At 67.9% G+C, this 12,507-nt stretch carries 14 protein-coding genes; 4 read left to right on the top strand and 10 right to left on the bottom strand.

Features of this window, described 5'->3' with window-relative positions:
* Positions 1-41 precede the first annotated feature (41 nt).
* A complete protein-coding gene (locus DID99_RS14165; RefSeq protein ID WP_124666961.1) occupies positions 42-1,253 on the bottom strand; it encodes a S53 family peptidase in 1,212 nt (403 codons plus the stop codon).
* Positions 1,254-1,390: 137 nt separating this feature from the next.
* Positions 1,391-1,609 (bottom strand): hypothetical protein, encoded by a 219-nt coding sequence (locus DID99_RS14160; protein ID WP_124666960.1) that lies wholly within the window; start codon positions 1,607-1,609, stop codon positions 1,391-1,393.
* A 53-nt stretch (positions 1,610-1,662) separates the two neighbouring features.
* Between DID99_RS14160 and crcB the strand changes: the two genes are divergently transcribed.
* On the top strand, positions 1,663-2,049 hold the full coding sequence (gene crcB, locus DID99_RS14155; RefSeq protein ID WP_044846234.1) for a fluoride efflux transporter CrcB: 387 nt from the start codon (positions 1,663-1,665) through the stop codon (positions 2,047-2,049).
* Positions 2,050-2,073: 24 nt separating this feature from the next.
* Entirely contained in the window at positions 2,074-2,424 is a 351-nt protein-coding gene (locus tag DID99_RS14150) for a DUF190 domain-containing protein (protein ID WP_124487758.1), read from the top strand.
* 14 nt (positions 2,425-2,438) lie between these two features.
* On the opposite strand, the gene DID99_RS14145 is transcribed toward DID99_RS14150, so the two are convergent.
* Positions 2,439-3,002 (bottom strand): YggT family protein, encoded by a 564-nt coding sequence (locus DID99_RS14145; protein ID WP_044846232.1) that lies wholly within the window; start codon positions 3,000-3,002, stop codon positions 2,439-2,441.
* A gap of 76 nt (positions 3,003-3,078) precedes the next feature.
* Entirely contained in the window at positions 3,079-4,008 is a 930-nt protein-coding gene (locus DID99_RS14140) for a Rossmann-like and DUF2520 domain-containing protein (protein ID WP_124666959.1), read from the bottom strand.
* Between the two features lie 512 nt (positions 4,009-4,520).
* Here DID99_RS14140 and DID99_RS14130 point away from each other — a divergent pair.
* Complete coding sequence (locus tag DID99_RS14130) at positions 4,521-4,814, top strand: hypothetical protein (protein ID WP_044846230.1); 294 nt, start codon at positions 4,521-4,523, stop codon at positions 4,812-4,814.
* Between the two features lie 103 nt (positions 4,815-4,917).
* Here the strand turns inward: DID99_RS14130 and DID99_RS14125 are convergent, their stop codons facing one another.
* The gene (locus DID99_RS14125) at positions 4,918-5,592 is read right to left on the bottom strand and encodes a LysE family translocator (protein WP_124487761.1); all 675 of its coding nucleotides are present in this window, start codon (positions 5,590-5,592) and stop codon (positions 4,918-4,920) included.
* Positions 5,593-5,626: 34 nt separating this feature from the next.
* Positions 5,627-7,183, bottom strand: a complete 1,557-nt coding sequence (locus DID99_RS14120) for a UbiD family decarboxylase (RefSeq protein ID WP_124487762.1) — start codon at positions 7,181-7,183, stop codon at positions 5,627-5,629.
* A gap of 597 nt (positions 7,184-7,780) precedes the next feature.
* Here DID99_RS14120 and DID99_RS14115 point away from each other — a divergent pair.
* Positions 7,781-8,908: a lytic transglycosylase domain-containing protein gene (locus DID99_RS14115; protein WP_124571035.1), complete on the top strand. Its 1,128-nt coding sequence runs from the start codon at positions 7,781-7,783 to the stop codon at positions 8,906-8,908.
* A gap of 120 nt (positions 8,909-9,028) precedes the next feature.
* Here the strand turns inward: DID99_RS14115 and DID99_RS14110 are convergent, their stop codons facing one another.
* The 4 genes from DID99_RS14110 to ribBA form a co-directional block, all read right to left on the bottom strand.
* A complete protein-coding gene (locus tag DID99_RS14110) occupies positions 9,029-10,225 on the bottom strand; it encodes a pyridoxal phosphate-dependent aminotransferase (RefSeq protein WP_124571034.1) in 1,197 nt (398 codons plus the stop codon).
* A 70-nt stretch (positions 10,226-10,295) separates the two neighbouring features.
* Positions 10,296-10,733, bottom strand: coding sequence for a transcription antitermination factor NusB (nusB, locus tag DID99_RS14105; RefSeq protein ID WP_044846225.1), 438 nt, complete (start codon positions 10,731-10,733; stop codon positions 10,296-10,298).
* The gene (ribH, locus tag DID99_RS14100) at positions 10,730-11,248 is read right to left on the bottom strand and encodes a 6,7-dimethyl-8-ribityllumazine synthase (protein WP_124521635.1); all 519 of its coding nucleotides are present in this window, start codon (positions 11,246-11,248) and stop codon (positions 10,730-10,732) included. Before ribH ends, nusB begins: the two co-directional genes overlap by 4 nt.
* A 53-nt stretch (positions 11,249-11,301) precedes the next feature.
* Entirely contained in the window at positions 11,302-12,444 is a 1,143-nt protein-coding gene (gene ribBA, locus DID99_RS14095; RefSeq protein ID WP_124666958.1) for a bifunctional 3,4-dihydroxy-2-butanone-4-phosphate synthase/GTP cyclohydrolase II, read from the bottom strand.
* Positions 12,445-12,507 lie beyond the last annotated feature (63 nt).

Genomic DNA, 12,507 nt, shown 5'->3' with positions numbered 1-12,507 from the left:
GCGGTTGAACGCCGCACCCCGGCACGGCCTGCGTTCACCCGTTACGGCTGGCCGACGAGCGCCTGCACGAGTGCCGGTGCTTGCGGCGAACCGAGGCCGGTCACGTAGTCGTAGCTGCCCGCGGCGTTGCAGATGCTGCCGCAGCCGCCGTTGGACCCGGTCGTGACGTCGTGATAGTCGCTGCCGTAGGCGTTTTTCCCGACCGTATAGAGCGTGTTGTAGGTACCGCTCAACGGGCTTTTGCCGGCCGCCGCGCGCAGCGAATTCGCGATCGCGACGAGTGCCGACCATTGCGGCGCGCCTGCGCTGGTGCCGCCGACCTGGAACCAGCCCGCCTGCCCCTGGTAGGTGACCGAGTCGTACACCGCGAAACCGCTGGACGGGTTCGCGTCGTAGCTGACGTCGGGCACGCCGCGCTTGCCGGCGACCGGCACCGGCCAGGAGGTCTGGCCGGCCGGTTCGCCCTCGACGGAACTCACGCCGCCGCCGCTGCCGCTCCACGCGGCCTCGCCGACGTAGGCGCCGGACGCGTCGGTGGACAACGTCGTGCCGCCCACCGCCACCACGTACGGCGACGCCGCCGGGTACTCGGTGCCGGTGCCGCTGTCGCCGGACGACGCGACGAACGTGACACCCGATACGTTGAAGTGGCTGTCGAAGCCGGTTTCGCTGTTGAACTCGTTGCCGCCGAAGCTCATCGACACGACCGACGCGCCGCGCTTGACCGCGACGTCGACCGCGGCCATCAGGTCGTTGAAGCTGGCCGACGCGGCCTCGACGAGCACGATTCTCGCCTTCGGCGCGATCGCATGCACCCATTCGACGTCGAGCGATATCTCGAGCGCCCAGCCCGAATCGGCCCTGGGCCGCGCGCCGCGTGCATATACCTTGGTGAAGCAGCCGTTCGCCGTGGTGCAGGCCGGCAACGAGAACGCGTTGCTGAACACGCCGAGATCGGACTCGATCCGCGGGTCGTCGTATGCGTCGACGATCGCAACGACCATCCCGTCGCCCTGGTTGGCGATCGTGTCGAATCCGTACGCGTGCCGGGTGAGCGCCGGCGTGAGGCCGGCCACCGTGGCCGTGCTTGAGCGCGGTTTCGTATGGAACGGCGGACGGGCGAATCCCTTGGGTGCACGGGCGCCCTCGACGTAGGGCGGCGGCCCGTTGTCCCCGGCGAGCGCGACGCTCGACGCGAGCAGCGACGCGCACAGCGCCGCTATCAACATGGAAGACAGGCGGATATTGTTCATTCTTCGAATCTCCATGTCGATGGAGTAGGGGGCGAAACAATTCTACGAAATCGGCTGCGTAAATTGCATCGGATATCGAACGAATACGGGAATATCTGATGAGGGTAAATACGTGAAATACCAATGGAATGCGGCGTTCAGGCGCTGGCGTGCCGCCCGATGAAGCTGATCTTTCCGGTATTAAAAATCTGATAAATAATCGACGCCGGTTTGATTTGTAATGTCCGGCGTAATCGATTGGAAAAAATCGATTGCGGCACGGATGCCGGAATAACGAAATGCGTGATGCCGGTGCGACGCGATCCGGGCCTCGTCCGCCGGCCCTCCGGAATTGCCGTCGCGGCGCGATTGCGCATACAGTTCGGCGTAGGCCGCATCCGCGATGCGGGCTCGTCAGCGAGGAGTTCCCTTGTTCTATTCGATGGTCGCGATCTTCGTCGGCGCCGGACTCGGCGCATTGCTGCGCTGGTTTCTGAGCCTTGCGCTCAACGCGTTCTTTCCCGCCGTGCCGCTCGGCACGCTCGCCGCGAACCTGATCGGCGGCTACGTGATCGGCGTTGCCGCCGTCGTTTTTACCACCCGCGTCGGGCTGCCGCCCGAGTGGCGGCTGTTCGTGATCACCGGCTTCCTCGGCGGCCTCACGACGTTCTCGACCTATTCGGTCGAAGTGATGACGCACGCGGTGCAGGGCGAATTCGGATGGGCGTTCGCGGTGGCTGCCCTACACTTGACTGGATCGTTCACGCTGACGGCGCTCGGCATGTGGACCGCGCGCGCGTGGTTCGCGGCGGCCTGAGCGCGCCGGCACCGGGAGGACGCGATGGACAGGGTCTTCTTGCGCTTCTACGTGCACGAGCAGCACCGGCTGCACTGGAAGCCGCTGTGGGAGTGGTTGCTGGAGGAGGGAAACCGGATGGGGGTCGCGGGCGGTTCGGCGTTTCGCGCGATGGCCGGCTTCGGCCGGCATCGGGTGCTGCACGAGGACCGCTTTTTCGAACTGCAGGGTTCGCTCGCGGTCGAGGTCGAGTTCATCGTCACCGAGGACGAGGCGAAGCGGCTGCTCGAGCGCGTGTCGCGCGAGAAAGTGCGCGTGTGCTACGCGATGATTCCGGCGAATTTCGGCGTGATCGACACGCTCGAGGCGCCGCCGGCGCAGGGGCCGGCAGCGTAGCGCGACACGTCGGATCAGATGCCGAAGATCGTCAGCGACACGGCGGCGCGCGTGACGATCATCAGCAGCACCTGCACGATCACGAACAGCAGGATCGGCGACAGGTCGATGCCGCCGAGGTTCGGGATCACACGGCGCAGCGGGTTCAGGAACGGTGCGGTGAGCTGGTAGAGGATCGGCATCGCCGGCGAGCGCGGATTGAGCCACGACAGCAGCGCCATCAGGATCGTCATCCAGATCACGAGATTGAGCGCCCACTTCACGACGGTGAGCAGCGCGACCACGACGAGCGTCGCGATCACCGAGGCCGGGTCGAAGCCGGCCATCACGACCATCAGCACCACATAGACGAGCGCGGTGAGCAGCGCTGCGACGACGCTTGCCCAGTCGATGCCGCGCACGCCCGCGATCACGCGGCGCAGCGGCAGCACGAGCCAGTTGGTCGCCTGCAGCACGGCCTGCGTGACGGGGTTGTACGGCGGCACGCGGACGGCCTGCATCCAGACGCGCAGGATCAGCGCGGCGCCGAACAGCGTGAAGACGGTATTGAGCAGAAAACGGGCGATCTCGCCGAACATCGTTGGCATCCTTTTTATACAGTCGAGTAGCGTGCGGCCGCCAACGCCGGATGGCGGCGCATCGGCCGACACCTTATCACGCCTCGTCCCGCGGCGGGGAGGGGTGCCCGGTCGTGCGCGCGAGCGACGTTTCGACGGCCTGCGTGAGCGCCGGCAGCGCGGCCGGCGGCGCGGCGCGCTTCGCCGCGAGCGCGACCGCGCGGCGGGTCATCAGCGCGTACAGCGTCGCGTGATCGCCGCCGCGCGCCTCGAGCAGCGCGAGCTGACGCTCGACGATGCCGGTGTCGCCGCGCGATACCGGGCCCGCGAGTGCGTTCGCGAGGCCCTTGTCGCGCGCGGTCTCGATCGTGCCGGCGAGCATCGGCAGCAGCGCGCGCAGTGCCGCTTCCTCGTCGAAGCCGAGGCCGCGCCACAGCTCGACCGCTTCCGACAGGCCGCACAGCGCGAAGCTCGCCGCGTAATGGGCGGCCGCGTGATAGAGCATCCGGCCGCCGGCCGGAATCGACAGCGGATGGCAGCCGAGTGCGTCAGCAAGCCGCAGCAGCGTCGCGTGCAGCGCGCCGTCGGCTTCGAGCGTGACCGAGCAGCCGTCGATGCGGGCGAGATCGGCGTCGGTGCCGCCGAACAGGTAGAGCGGATGGAAGCCGCCCGTGGCCACGCCTTGCCGCTTGGTCGGATCGAGCAGCTCGACCGCCGACGCGCCGCTGCAATGGACGAGCGCCTGGCTCGCCGCGCGCGCCGCGTCGAACCGCAGCGCCGCGGCGGTCGACGCGAGATGGTCGTCGGGCACGGTGAGGAAGATCAGGTCGACGGCGTCGACGACCTGCTGCGGCGTGTCGAGCGCGCGGCAGCCGTCGATGCGCGCGGCGAGTGCCGTGGCCGATTCCGCCGTGCGGCTCGCGATCGCGACGACCGGAAAGCCGGCCGCCGCGAAACGCAGGGCGAGACAGCGCGCCAGGCGGCCGGCGCCGATGAAGCCGAGGCGAGGAGTGTCGGGAAGGGACATGGCGGGTCACGAAGCGAAAACGGAGCAGCCGCCAGTATCGCAGGAATGACGGGGCGGCCGCGCAAGGGCAACGCCGGGCGAGGACGACCTGGACGGCGGCGTTCGATACGGGGTAGCGGTAAATTCGCGCGGCCGTTTTCGCCGCCCGCGACGATCGCGTGATTCGGCCCCGAATCACGCGGGGGCCACATCCCCGTTGAATTGTCGGCGTCTTGTCTCAAATTTGTAATCGTTCATTACGGAAGCGTGCCCGCCGTGCTTGCCGGATCCGGTAAGACTGACCGGACAATGTGTCGCGCTTTCACTGGTCGGACGGAATCACGCGACCGGCAAGCGATGTCAAGGATCCGCAAGGCCACGCCGCACGGTGTTTGCAGCCGGATGGAATTGCAATTTGCAACAAATGCGCGATACGCGCGCGGCGGGTTTTCGCTACATTGCTTGCATGCGACGTGCATGCCCGCCGTTGCCGACAGGAGCGCACAAATTACCGCTCCAGCAGGAGAATCGAAGTGAAAAAGCTCATTCCGTTCATCGCCGCCGCCGCGCTGGGCCTGGGTGCCGCGAGCGCCGCGCAGGCCCACGTGTCGATCGGGGTCGGCATCGGGGTTCCGATCGCACCTGCGTATCCCGTGTATGCGGCGCCGCCGCCCGTGTACTACGCACCGCCGCCCCCGCCCGTGTATTACGCGCCGGCGCCGGCCTACTATGCACCGCCCCCCGTGGTCGTCGGCGGCTACTACGGCCGTCCGTACTGGCGTCACGGTTACGGCGGCTGGGGCCACCACGGCTACTGGCGTCGTTGACGCATTCCGCGCGGCGGCCTGACCGCGCGCGGCAAAACGGCGCAACGTCCCGCGTGGGGCGTTGCGCCGTTTTTCATTGGGCGCGCGATCCGGTGCGCGCCGGTTACGACACGGCGTGCGCGATCAGGTCGCGATAGCCGCCGACGATCACGCTGTACGAGAAATACGCGAACAGCAGCGCCGACGCGACGTGGCATGCGCGCATCAGCCCCGCGCCCGCGCGCTTGCGGCCCTGGCTCGCGAGCGTGCACATGAACAGCGTCCACGCGAGGCCGCCGAGGAAGAAGCCGGACAGGAACACCGACGCCGTGGCCGGCGTGGTCGCGCCGGCTTTCGCGATCAGCGCGCCGCCGACCGCCGCGAACCACAGGATCGCGCTCGGCGACGACATCGCGAGCAGCATCCCGCGCATGAAGCTGCGCCGCGCACTGGCACGCGGCTGCGGCGTGTCGTCCGCATCGCCGTCGTCGGTGCCGCCGGCCGGCGCGAGCGCTTCACGCGCCATCTTCCACGTGAGGAACAGCAGCACCGCACCGCCGCCGATCCAGACGATCCAGCGCACGGTCTCGAACTGCAGCAGCACGGCCATGCCGGCGAGCGCGAGCGCCGCGTAGACGAGGTCGCCGACGCACGAGCCGACGCCGAGCCAGAAGCCGGGCCGGAAGCCGTGCGACAGCGTCAGCGACAGCATCGCGACGTTGACGAGGCCGATGTCGAGACATAGCGAAAGCGACAGGAAGAATCCGTCGGACAGCATCGAGGCGGGAGGAAAGCTCATCGTCGTTCTTGTCGGGTGCGTTCAGCGCGCGGACTTACAGTCCGATCTCCTGCCAGAGGCGGTCGACGCGCGCCTTCACGGCGGCGTCCATCTCGATCGGGCGGCCCCATTCGCGGTTCGTCTCGCCGGGCCACTTGTTGGTCGCGTCGAGCCCCATCTTCGAGCCGAGGCCCGCGACGGGCGACGCGAAATCCAGATAGTCGATTGGCGTGCTGTCGACCATCACGGTGTCGCGCACGGGGTCGACGCGCGTCGTGATCGCCCAGATCACCTCGTTCCAGTCGCGGATGTTCACGTCCTCGTCGACGACCACGATGAACTTCGTATACATGAACTGCCGCAGGAAGCTCCACACGCCGAACATCACGCGCTTCGCATGGCCGGCGTAGCTCTTCTTCATCTGGACGATCGCCATCCGGTAGCTGCAGCCTTCCGGCGGCAGGTAGAAGTCGGTGATCTCGGTGAACTGCTTCTGCAGCAGCGGCACGAACACCTCGTTGAGCGCGACGCCGAGCACGGCCGGCTCGTCGGGCGGCTTGCCCGTATAGGTCGAGTGATAGATCGCGTCGCGACGCATCGTGATGCGCTCGACGGTGAACACCGGGAACCACTCCTGTTCGTTGTAGTAGCCGGTGTGGTCGCCGTACGGGCCTTCGAGCGCGTGCTCATAAGCGGCCGACGCGTTGCCGGCCGGCCGCGGCGGTGCGCCGGCCGGGGCAGGGGCGGGCGCGCCTTCCTGCGGATAAATGAAACCTTCGAGCACGATCTCCGCGCGGGCGGGCACCTGCAGCGTGTCGACGCCGGGCGTCAGGCACTTCGCGAGCTCGGTGCGGCTGCCGCGCAGCAGGCCGGCGAACTGATACTCGGACAGCGAATCGGGCACCGGCGTCACCGCGCCGAGCGTCGTGGCCGGATCCGCGCCGAGCACGACCGCGACCGGATATGGCTTGCCGGGGTTCTTCAACGCGAATTCGCGGAAGTCGAGCGCGCCGCCGCGATGCGCGAGCCAGCGCATGATCAGCTTGTTGCGGCCGATCAGCTGCTGGCGATAGATGCCGAGGTTCTGGCGCGGCTTGTTCGGCCCGCGCGTGACCGTGAGGCCCCACGTGACGAGCGGCCCCGCGTCGCCGGGCCAGCAGGTCTGGATCGGCAGCTTGTGCAGGTCGACGTCGGCACCTTCCCAGACGATCTCCTGGCACGGCGGCGACGACACCGATTTCGGCGCCATGTCCCATACGGCCTTCGCGAGCGACAGCAGCTTGCCGGCGTCCTTCAGGCTCTTCGGCGGATCCGGCTCCTTCAGCGCGGACAGCAGCCGCCCGAGGTCGCGCAGCGAGCCGAGCGCGGCGTCGTCGCCGGCATCGACGCCCATCCCAAGCGCGACGCGGCGCGGTGTGCCGAACAGGTTGCCGAGTACCGGGAACGCATTGCCGGGCGGCGCGGCGAACAGCAGCGCCGGGCCGCCGGCGCGCAGCACGCGGTCGCACAGCTCGGTCATTTCGAGCACGGGCGACACGGGTTGCGTGACGCGCCGCAGTTCGCCGAGCGCCTCGAGGCGCTGGATGAAATCGCGTAAGTCTTTGTATTTCATGAACAAGGTCCGGGCCGCCCGCAAGGCGGGCAGCGATGGGCGGGCGCAGCGGCCGGCTGCGGCCCCGAATCGAGCGCAGATTTTACCCGGGCCGCCGCGCGCACGCCCGGGCGGAGAAAAAAGTGGACCGCGCGGAGAGCCCCTACGGCAGGGGGCTCGCGATCTGAAGGGCGGTTCAAAATTACTTTTTGTTATAATTTGAAGGTTTTATAGTGTTGACGATCTATAAAACCCTGCTAGAATCCGCTCACATTGGCTGCAGGGTAAAAGGCTTCGAGCCGCCAATCACCGATCTTTGACGCAGCGCGTCACCGTCCGCCGAAACCTGCACGGCGTATTCGACGGCCTTTGTCGTAGTCCCAGCCAGCGCCACCAGACGCTGGTTTTTTGCGTGGGTGCCACCGCGTATGCCCGCCTCGCCCAATGTGCGAAGGTGCCGGCCGTCTTATACCGTGGCCTCGAACGGTACTTATACCGTTTCCCCGATGCCTGCATGCCCCGACCAAGGCGTGCGGCGTCGTGATTCCGCGGCGCGTTTTCTGTCTCGCCATCGAGCCGAGCGAGCCGCACGAGTCATGTTCATGGGAGATGATCTGAATGAACGCTTGGTTATCGTGGCGTCCCAGTGAGCAGCATGCACAGATCGTGCGCAACATGCTGCGTCGCGGGACGCGAGTCAGTCACCATTTATTCAGCGTCGTCGGCTGTTTCGCCGTCGCGATCGCACTGGCCCTGTGGCTGCTGCCGACCGTGCGCGGGAACCTCGCCGCGAAGCTGATGCCGGTCGTATCCGCGGCCGTGCAGGCCGGTCCGGCCCGTCTGCTGACCGGCCATCCGCTGCCGAACTTCGCGCCCGCCGGCGCGCAGCCGCAGCAGGAAGAGGCTCCCGAGACGGATGCGCTCGCCGTCGGTCTCGACGTGGCACCGGAAACCGCCGCGCAGAGCGATGCGTCCGATCCGGCCCGCAACGGCCCGTCGCCTGTCGCGCTCGCGAAACTGATCCCGTCCCAGCGGGTCCCGGCCGATGCGCGCGACGACCGTGCGCTCGCGTCGAACCGCCAGCAGGCGCTCGTCGCCACCTACCTGTCGCGCCGTTACCGGGTCGCCCAGGAGCCGCTCGGCCAGCTCGTCAAGGCTGCGTTCCAGACCGGCCACGACGTCGGCCTCGATCCGCTGCTGCTGCTGTCCGTGATGGCGATCGAATCGGGCTTCAACCCGTACGCGGAAAGCGGCGTCGGCGCGCAAGGCCTGATGCAGGTCATGTCGAAGGTCCATTCCGACAAGTTCGAATATTTCGGCGGTACCGACACCGCGCTGCAGCCGCTCGCGAACCTGCAGGTCGGCGCGCTCGTGCTGAAGGACTGCATTGCCCGCGGCGGCTCGCTTGCGAACGGCCTGCGTCTGTACAACGGCTCGACCAACCCGGACGACACCGTGTACGGCTCGAAGGTCATGGCCGAGCGCGGCCGCCTGCGCGACGTCGCGCACGGCCGCAGCGTGCCGGTGAATGCGCCGCAGGCGCCGGCCCAGCCGTCGAAGCCGATCGTCACCGCGGCCGTGACGGCAGCGGCAGGCAACACGAAGCGCATGCACGCGACGCTCGACGCCGCGCAGCCGATCGCCGCGAAGGCCGCCGCGGCGCCGAAGGGCGCGCCGCAGCAGGACGACGCAAGCGTCGACACCGCGAAGCAGGCGCACGGCGATCATTCGGAGCTCGGCGCGTAAGTCACGCAACGCCCTGCGGTTCCGGCAGGACTCAAGCAAAAAGGCACCCGATTCGGGTGCCTTTTCGTTTTGGCGTGGACGGTAGCGCCCGGCACGCCGGCCGGGAGGGCCGCTCGGACGTCAGTGCTGGCCGAACAGCGTCGCGAGCCGCTCGACGGCCTCTTCGAGGCGCGAATAGGCGGTCGCATAGGACAGCCGGATATAGTCGCGCGGCGCATGCACGCCGAAATCCATGCCCGGCACCAGCACGACGCCCGCGTCGTGCAGCATCGCCTGCGTGAGCGCCGTGCTGTCGCCGGCCGCCGGATGGGCGACGCCGCCGCAGTGCGCATAGACGTAGAACGCGCCGTCCGGCATCACGGGCACCGTGAAGCCGAGCCGTTCGAGCGCCGGCGCGATGAAGTCGCGGCGACGCTTGAATTCGAGGCGGCGCGCCTCGTAGATGTCGAGCGCCGCCGGTTCGAAGCACGCGAGCGCAGCGTGCTGCGCGAGCGTGGACGGGCAGATGAACAGGTTCTGCGACAGCTTTTCGAACGTGCTCACGAGCGCGGGCGGTACGACCAGCCAGCCGAGCCGCCAGCCGGTCATGCTGAAGTACTTCGAGAAGCTGTTGACGGTGACGACATCATCGCCGTACGACAGCGCCGACACGGGCGCCGCGTCATAGCTGAGCCCCTGGTAGATCTCGTCGACGATCGTGAAGCCGCCGCGTGCGCGCACGGCTTCGACGATCCGCTTCAGTTCGTCCGGTTCGAGCGACGTGCCGGTCGGGTTCGACGGCGACGCGAGCAGCACGCCGCGCGTGCGGCTGCCCCAGCGCGTGCGGACGTCGTCCGCGGTGAGCTGGAAGCGCGCTTCCGGGCCGCTCGGCACGAGCACCGGGCGGCCTTCGGCAGCCGCGACGAAGTGCCGGTTGCACGGGTACGACGGGTCGGGCATCAGCACCTCGTCGTCGCGGCCCACGAGCGCGAGGCACGCGAGCAGCAGCGCGGCCGACGCGCCGGCCGTCACGACGATCCGCTCGGGGCTGATCGTGAGGCCGTACGCGCGCGCGTAGTGCGCGGCGATCGCTTCGCGCAGCGGCGCGATGCCGAGCGCGCTCGTGTACTGCGTGACGCCGCGGCGCAACGCGGCCGCCGCCGCCTCGACGACGGGCTCCGGTGCGGTGAAGTCCGGCTCGCCGATGCCCATGTGGATAACGTCGCGCCCGGAGGACTCGAGCCGCTGTGCCTCCTTCATCAGTTCCATCACGTAGAAGGGCTGGATCGCGTCGACGCGTGCGGCGAGCGTGACGAGCGAATCGGCGGTGGTATTCATCGGTCGGGCGGAGCGGGGAGGGGGAGGGAGAACGAAAAACGGGCGCTCGCGCGCCCGTCTACCTGCGGAATCAGCCGTTGCGGCGCGCCTGCGTTTCGGCGGGGCGCAGCTTCGCGGCGAGCTTGTCGAGCACGCCGTTGACGTACTTGTAGCCGTCGGAGCCGCCGAACGTCTTCGCGAGTTCCACTGCTTCGTTGATGATCACGCGGTACGGCGTTTCGACATGATGCGTGAGCTCGAACGTCGCGATCAGCAGCACGGCGCGTTCGACCGGCGACAGCTGGTCGACCGGACGGTCCAGCGACGGCGTGAGGGCTTCGACGAGCGTCGCATGCTCGCGAATCACGCCGTGCAGGATCGCGTCGAGCAGCTCCTTGTCGGCCTTGTCGTAACCGAGCGCGCCGCGCAGTTGCGCGTCGATCTCGCCGGGGGCCGCGTTCGACAGCAGCCACTGATACAGGCCCTGCGTCGCCAGCTCGCGCGATTGTCGGCGGGCGCTCTTCTTCATGCGCGCTCCTCTTCGTCGTCTTCGTCTTCTTCGTCCTCGTCCTCATCGTCGCCGAGCTGGTCGAGTGCCATCGTCAGGTTGGCCATCTCGACCGCGACGCGCGCGGCGTCACGACCCTTTTCGGTCATGCGCGCGACGGCCTGCTCGTCGTTTTCGGTCGTCAGGACCGCGTTCGCGATCGGCAGGTTGAAGTCGAGGCCGATGCGGGTGATGCCCGCGCCGCTTTCGTTCGACACGAGTTCGAAATGGTACGTCTCGCCGCGGATCACCGCGCCGAGCGCGATCAGTGCGTCGAACTGGCCGCTTTCCGCGAGCTTCTGCAGCGCGAGCGGGATTTCCAGCGCGCCGGGCACCGACACGAGCAGCACGTCTTCACCGGAGACGCCGAGGCGCTCGAGTTCTTCGACGCACGCATCGGCGAGGCCGTTGCAGACGGGTTCGTTGAAGCGGGATTGCACGATGCCGATACGCAGGCCGTCGCCTTCGAGATTCGGTTGGTATTGTCCGATTTCCATGATCTGGTCCGTGGTGTGGATGAACGGTTATAGGGCGAAAGCGTCGTGGCGGGTTACGCGTGGGACGCCGGGCAGGACTTGGCTTCGCCGCCGGGCATCGGAATGAAGCCCGTGACTTCGAGGCCGTAGCCGGACATGCTGCCCAGCTTGCGCGGATTCGACAGCACCTGCATCCTGGCGACGCCGACATCGCGCAGGATCTGCGCGCCGATGCCGAACGTCTTGAAATCGACCGGCCGGCGCTTCAGCGCAGCGGCCTTTTCTTCCTCGTCGAACGCCTTGAAGACGTCGATCAGATGTTCCTTCGTGTCGCCGCAGTTGAGCAGCACGATCACGCCGAGGTCGCGTTCCGCGATGTCGCGCATCGCCGCGTCGAGCGTCCACGAGTGTGTCGAGACGCCCGTCTCGAGCAGGTCGAGGACCGACAGCGGCTCGTGCACGCGCACGGGCGTATCGACGTCGGGCGACGGCGTGCCGCGCACCAGCGCGATGTGCGGCGAGCCGCTCGGCTGGTCGCGGTACAGCACCGCGCGGAACGTGCCGTGCGCGGTCTGCATCGTGCGCTCGGCGATTCGCTCGATGATCGATTCGGTGCGGCTGCGGTACTGGATCAGGTCGGCGATCGTGCCGACCTTCAGGCCGTGTTCCTTCGCGAACTCGAGCAGGTCGGGCAGGCGCGCCATCGTGCCGTCGTCCTTGATGACCTCGCAGATCACCGCGGCCGGCGTGAGCCCGGCGAGCGCGGTGAAGTCGCAGCCGGCCTCGGTGTGGCCGGCGCGCACCAGCACGCCGCCCGGCTGCGCCATGATCGGGAACACGTGGCCCGGCTGCACGATGTGCTCGGGACGGACGTCGTGCGCGACCGCCGTGGCGATCGTATGCGCGCGGTCGGCGGCCGAGATGCCGGTCGTCACGCCTTCGGCCGCTTCGATGCTGACCGTGAACGCGGTGCCGTACTGGGTGCCGTTGCGGTAGGTCATCAGCGGCAGGTGCAACTGCTTGCAGCGTTCCTGCGTCAACGTCAGACAAATCAGGCCGCGGCCGTACTTGGCCATGAAGTTGATCGCTTCCGGCGTGACGAATTCGGCGGCGATCACGAGGTCGCCTTCGTTTTCGCGGTCTTCTTCGTCGACCAGGATCACCATCCGGCCGGCTTTCAACTCCGCGATGATGTCGAGCGTGGAGGCGAGCGTCATAAGGGGGCGAGAAAGAGGAAAGTGCGTATTTTACGCCAGCCGGGCCGCGTTTCGGCTGGCACC

This window comes from Burkholderia sp. Bp8986, from assembly GCF_003854225.1.
Taxonomy (GTDB): domain Bacteria; phylum Pseudomonadota; class Gammaproteobacteria; order Burkholderiales; family Burkholderiaceae; genus Burkholderia.
This window is presented reverse-complemented; position numbering and strand designations above follow the sequence as displayed.

Excerpts from the sequence above, each read along its gene's own strand:
- DID99_RS14120 (WP_124487762.1), bottom strand. The coding sequence starts at position 7,183 with ATGAAATACAAAGACTTACGCGATTTCATCCAGCGCCTCGAGGCGCTC.
- ribH (WP_124521635.1), bottom strand. The coding sequence starts at position 11,248 with ATGGAAATCGGACAATACCAACCGAATCTCGAAGGCGACGGCCTGCGT.
- DID99_RS14145 (WP_044846232.1), bottom strand. The coding sequence starts at position 3,002 with ATGTTCGGCGAGATCGCCCGTTTTCTGCTCAATACCGTCTTCACGCTG.
- DID99_RS14140 (WP_124666959.1), bottom strand. The coding sequence starts at position 4,008 with ATGTCCCTTCCCGACACTCCTCGCCTCGGCTTCATCGGCGCCGGCCGC.
- ribBA (WP_124666958.1), bottom strand. The coding sequence starts at position 12,444 with ATGACGCTCGCCTCCACGCTCGACATCATCGCGGAGTTGAAAGCCGGC.
- DID99_RS14110 (WP_124571034.1), bottom strand. The coding sequence starts at position 10,225 with ATGAATACCACCGCCGATTCGCTCGTCACGCTCGCCGCACGCGTCGAC.
- DID99_RS14165 (WP_124666961.1), bottom strand. The coding sequence starts at position 1,253 with ATGAACAATATCCGCCTGTCTTCCATGTTGATAGCGGCGCTGTGCGCG.
- DID99_RS14115 (WP_124571035.1), top strand. The coding sequence starts at position 7,781 with ATGAACGCTTGGTTATCGTGGCGTCCCAGTGAGCAGCATGCACAGATC.
- DID99_RS14125 (WP_124487761.1), bottom strand. The coding sequence starts at position 5,592 with ATGAGCTTTCCTCCCGCCTCGATGCTGTCCGACGGATTCTTCCTGTCG.
- DID99_RS14160 (WP_124666960.1), bottom strand. The coding sequence starts at position 1,609 with ATGCGCAATCGCGCCGCGACGGCAATTCCGGAGGGCCGGCGGACGAGG.
- nusB (WP_044846225.1), bottom strand. The coding sequence starts at position 10,733 with ATGAAGAAGAGCGCCCGCCGACAATCGCGCGAGCTGGCGACGCAGGGC.
- DID99_RS14150 (WP_124487758.1), top strand. The coding sequence starts at position 2,074 with ATGGACAGGGTCTTCTTGCGCTTCTACGTGCACGAGCAGCACCGGCTG.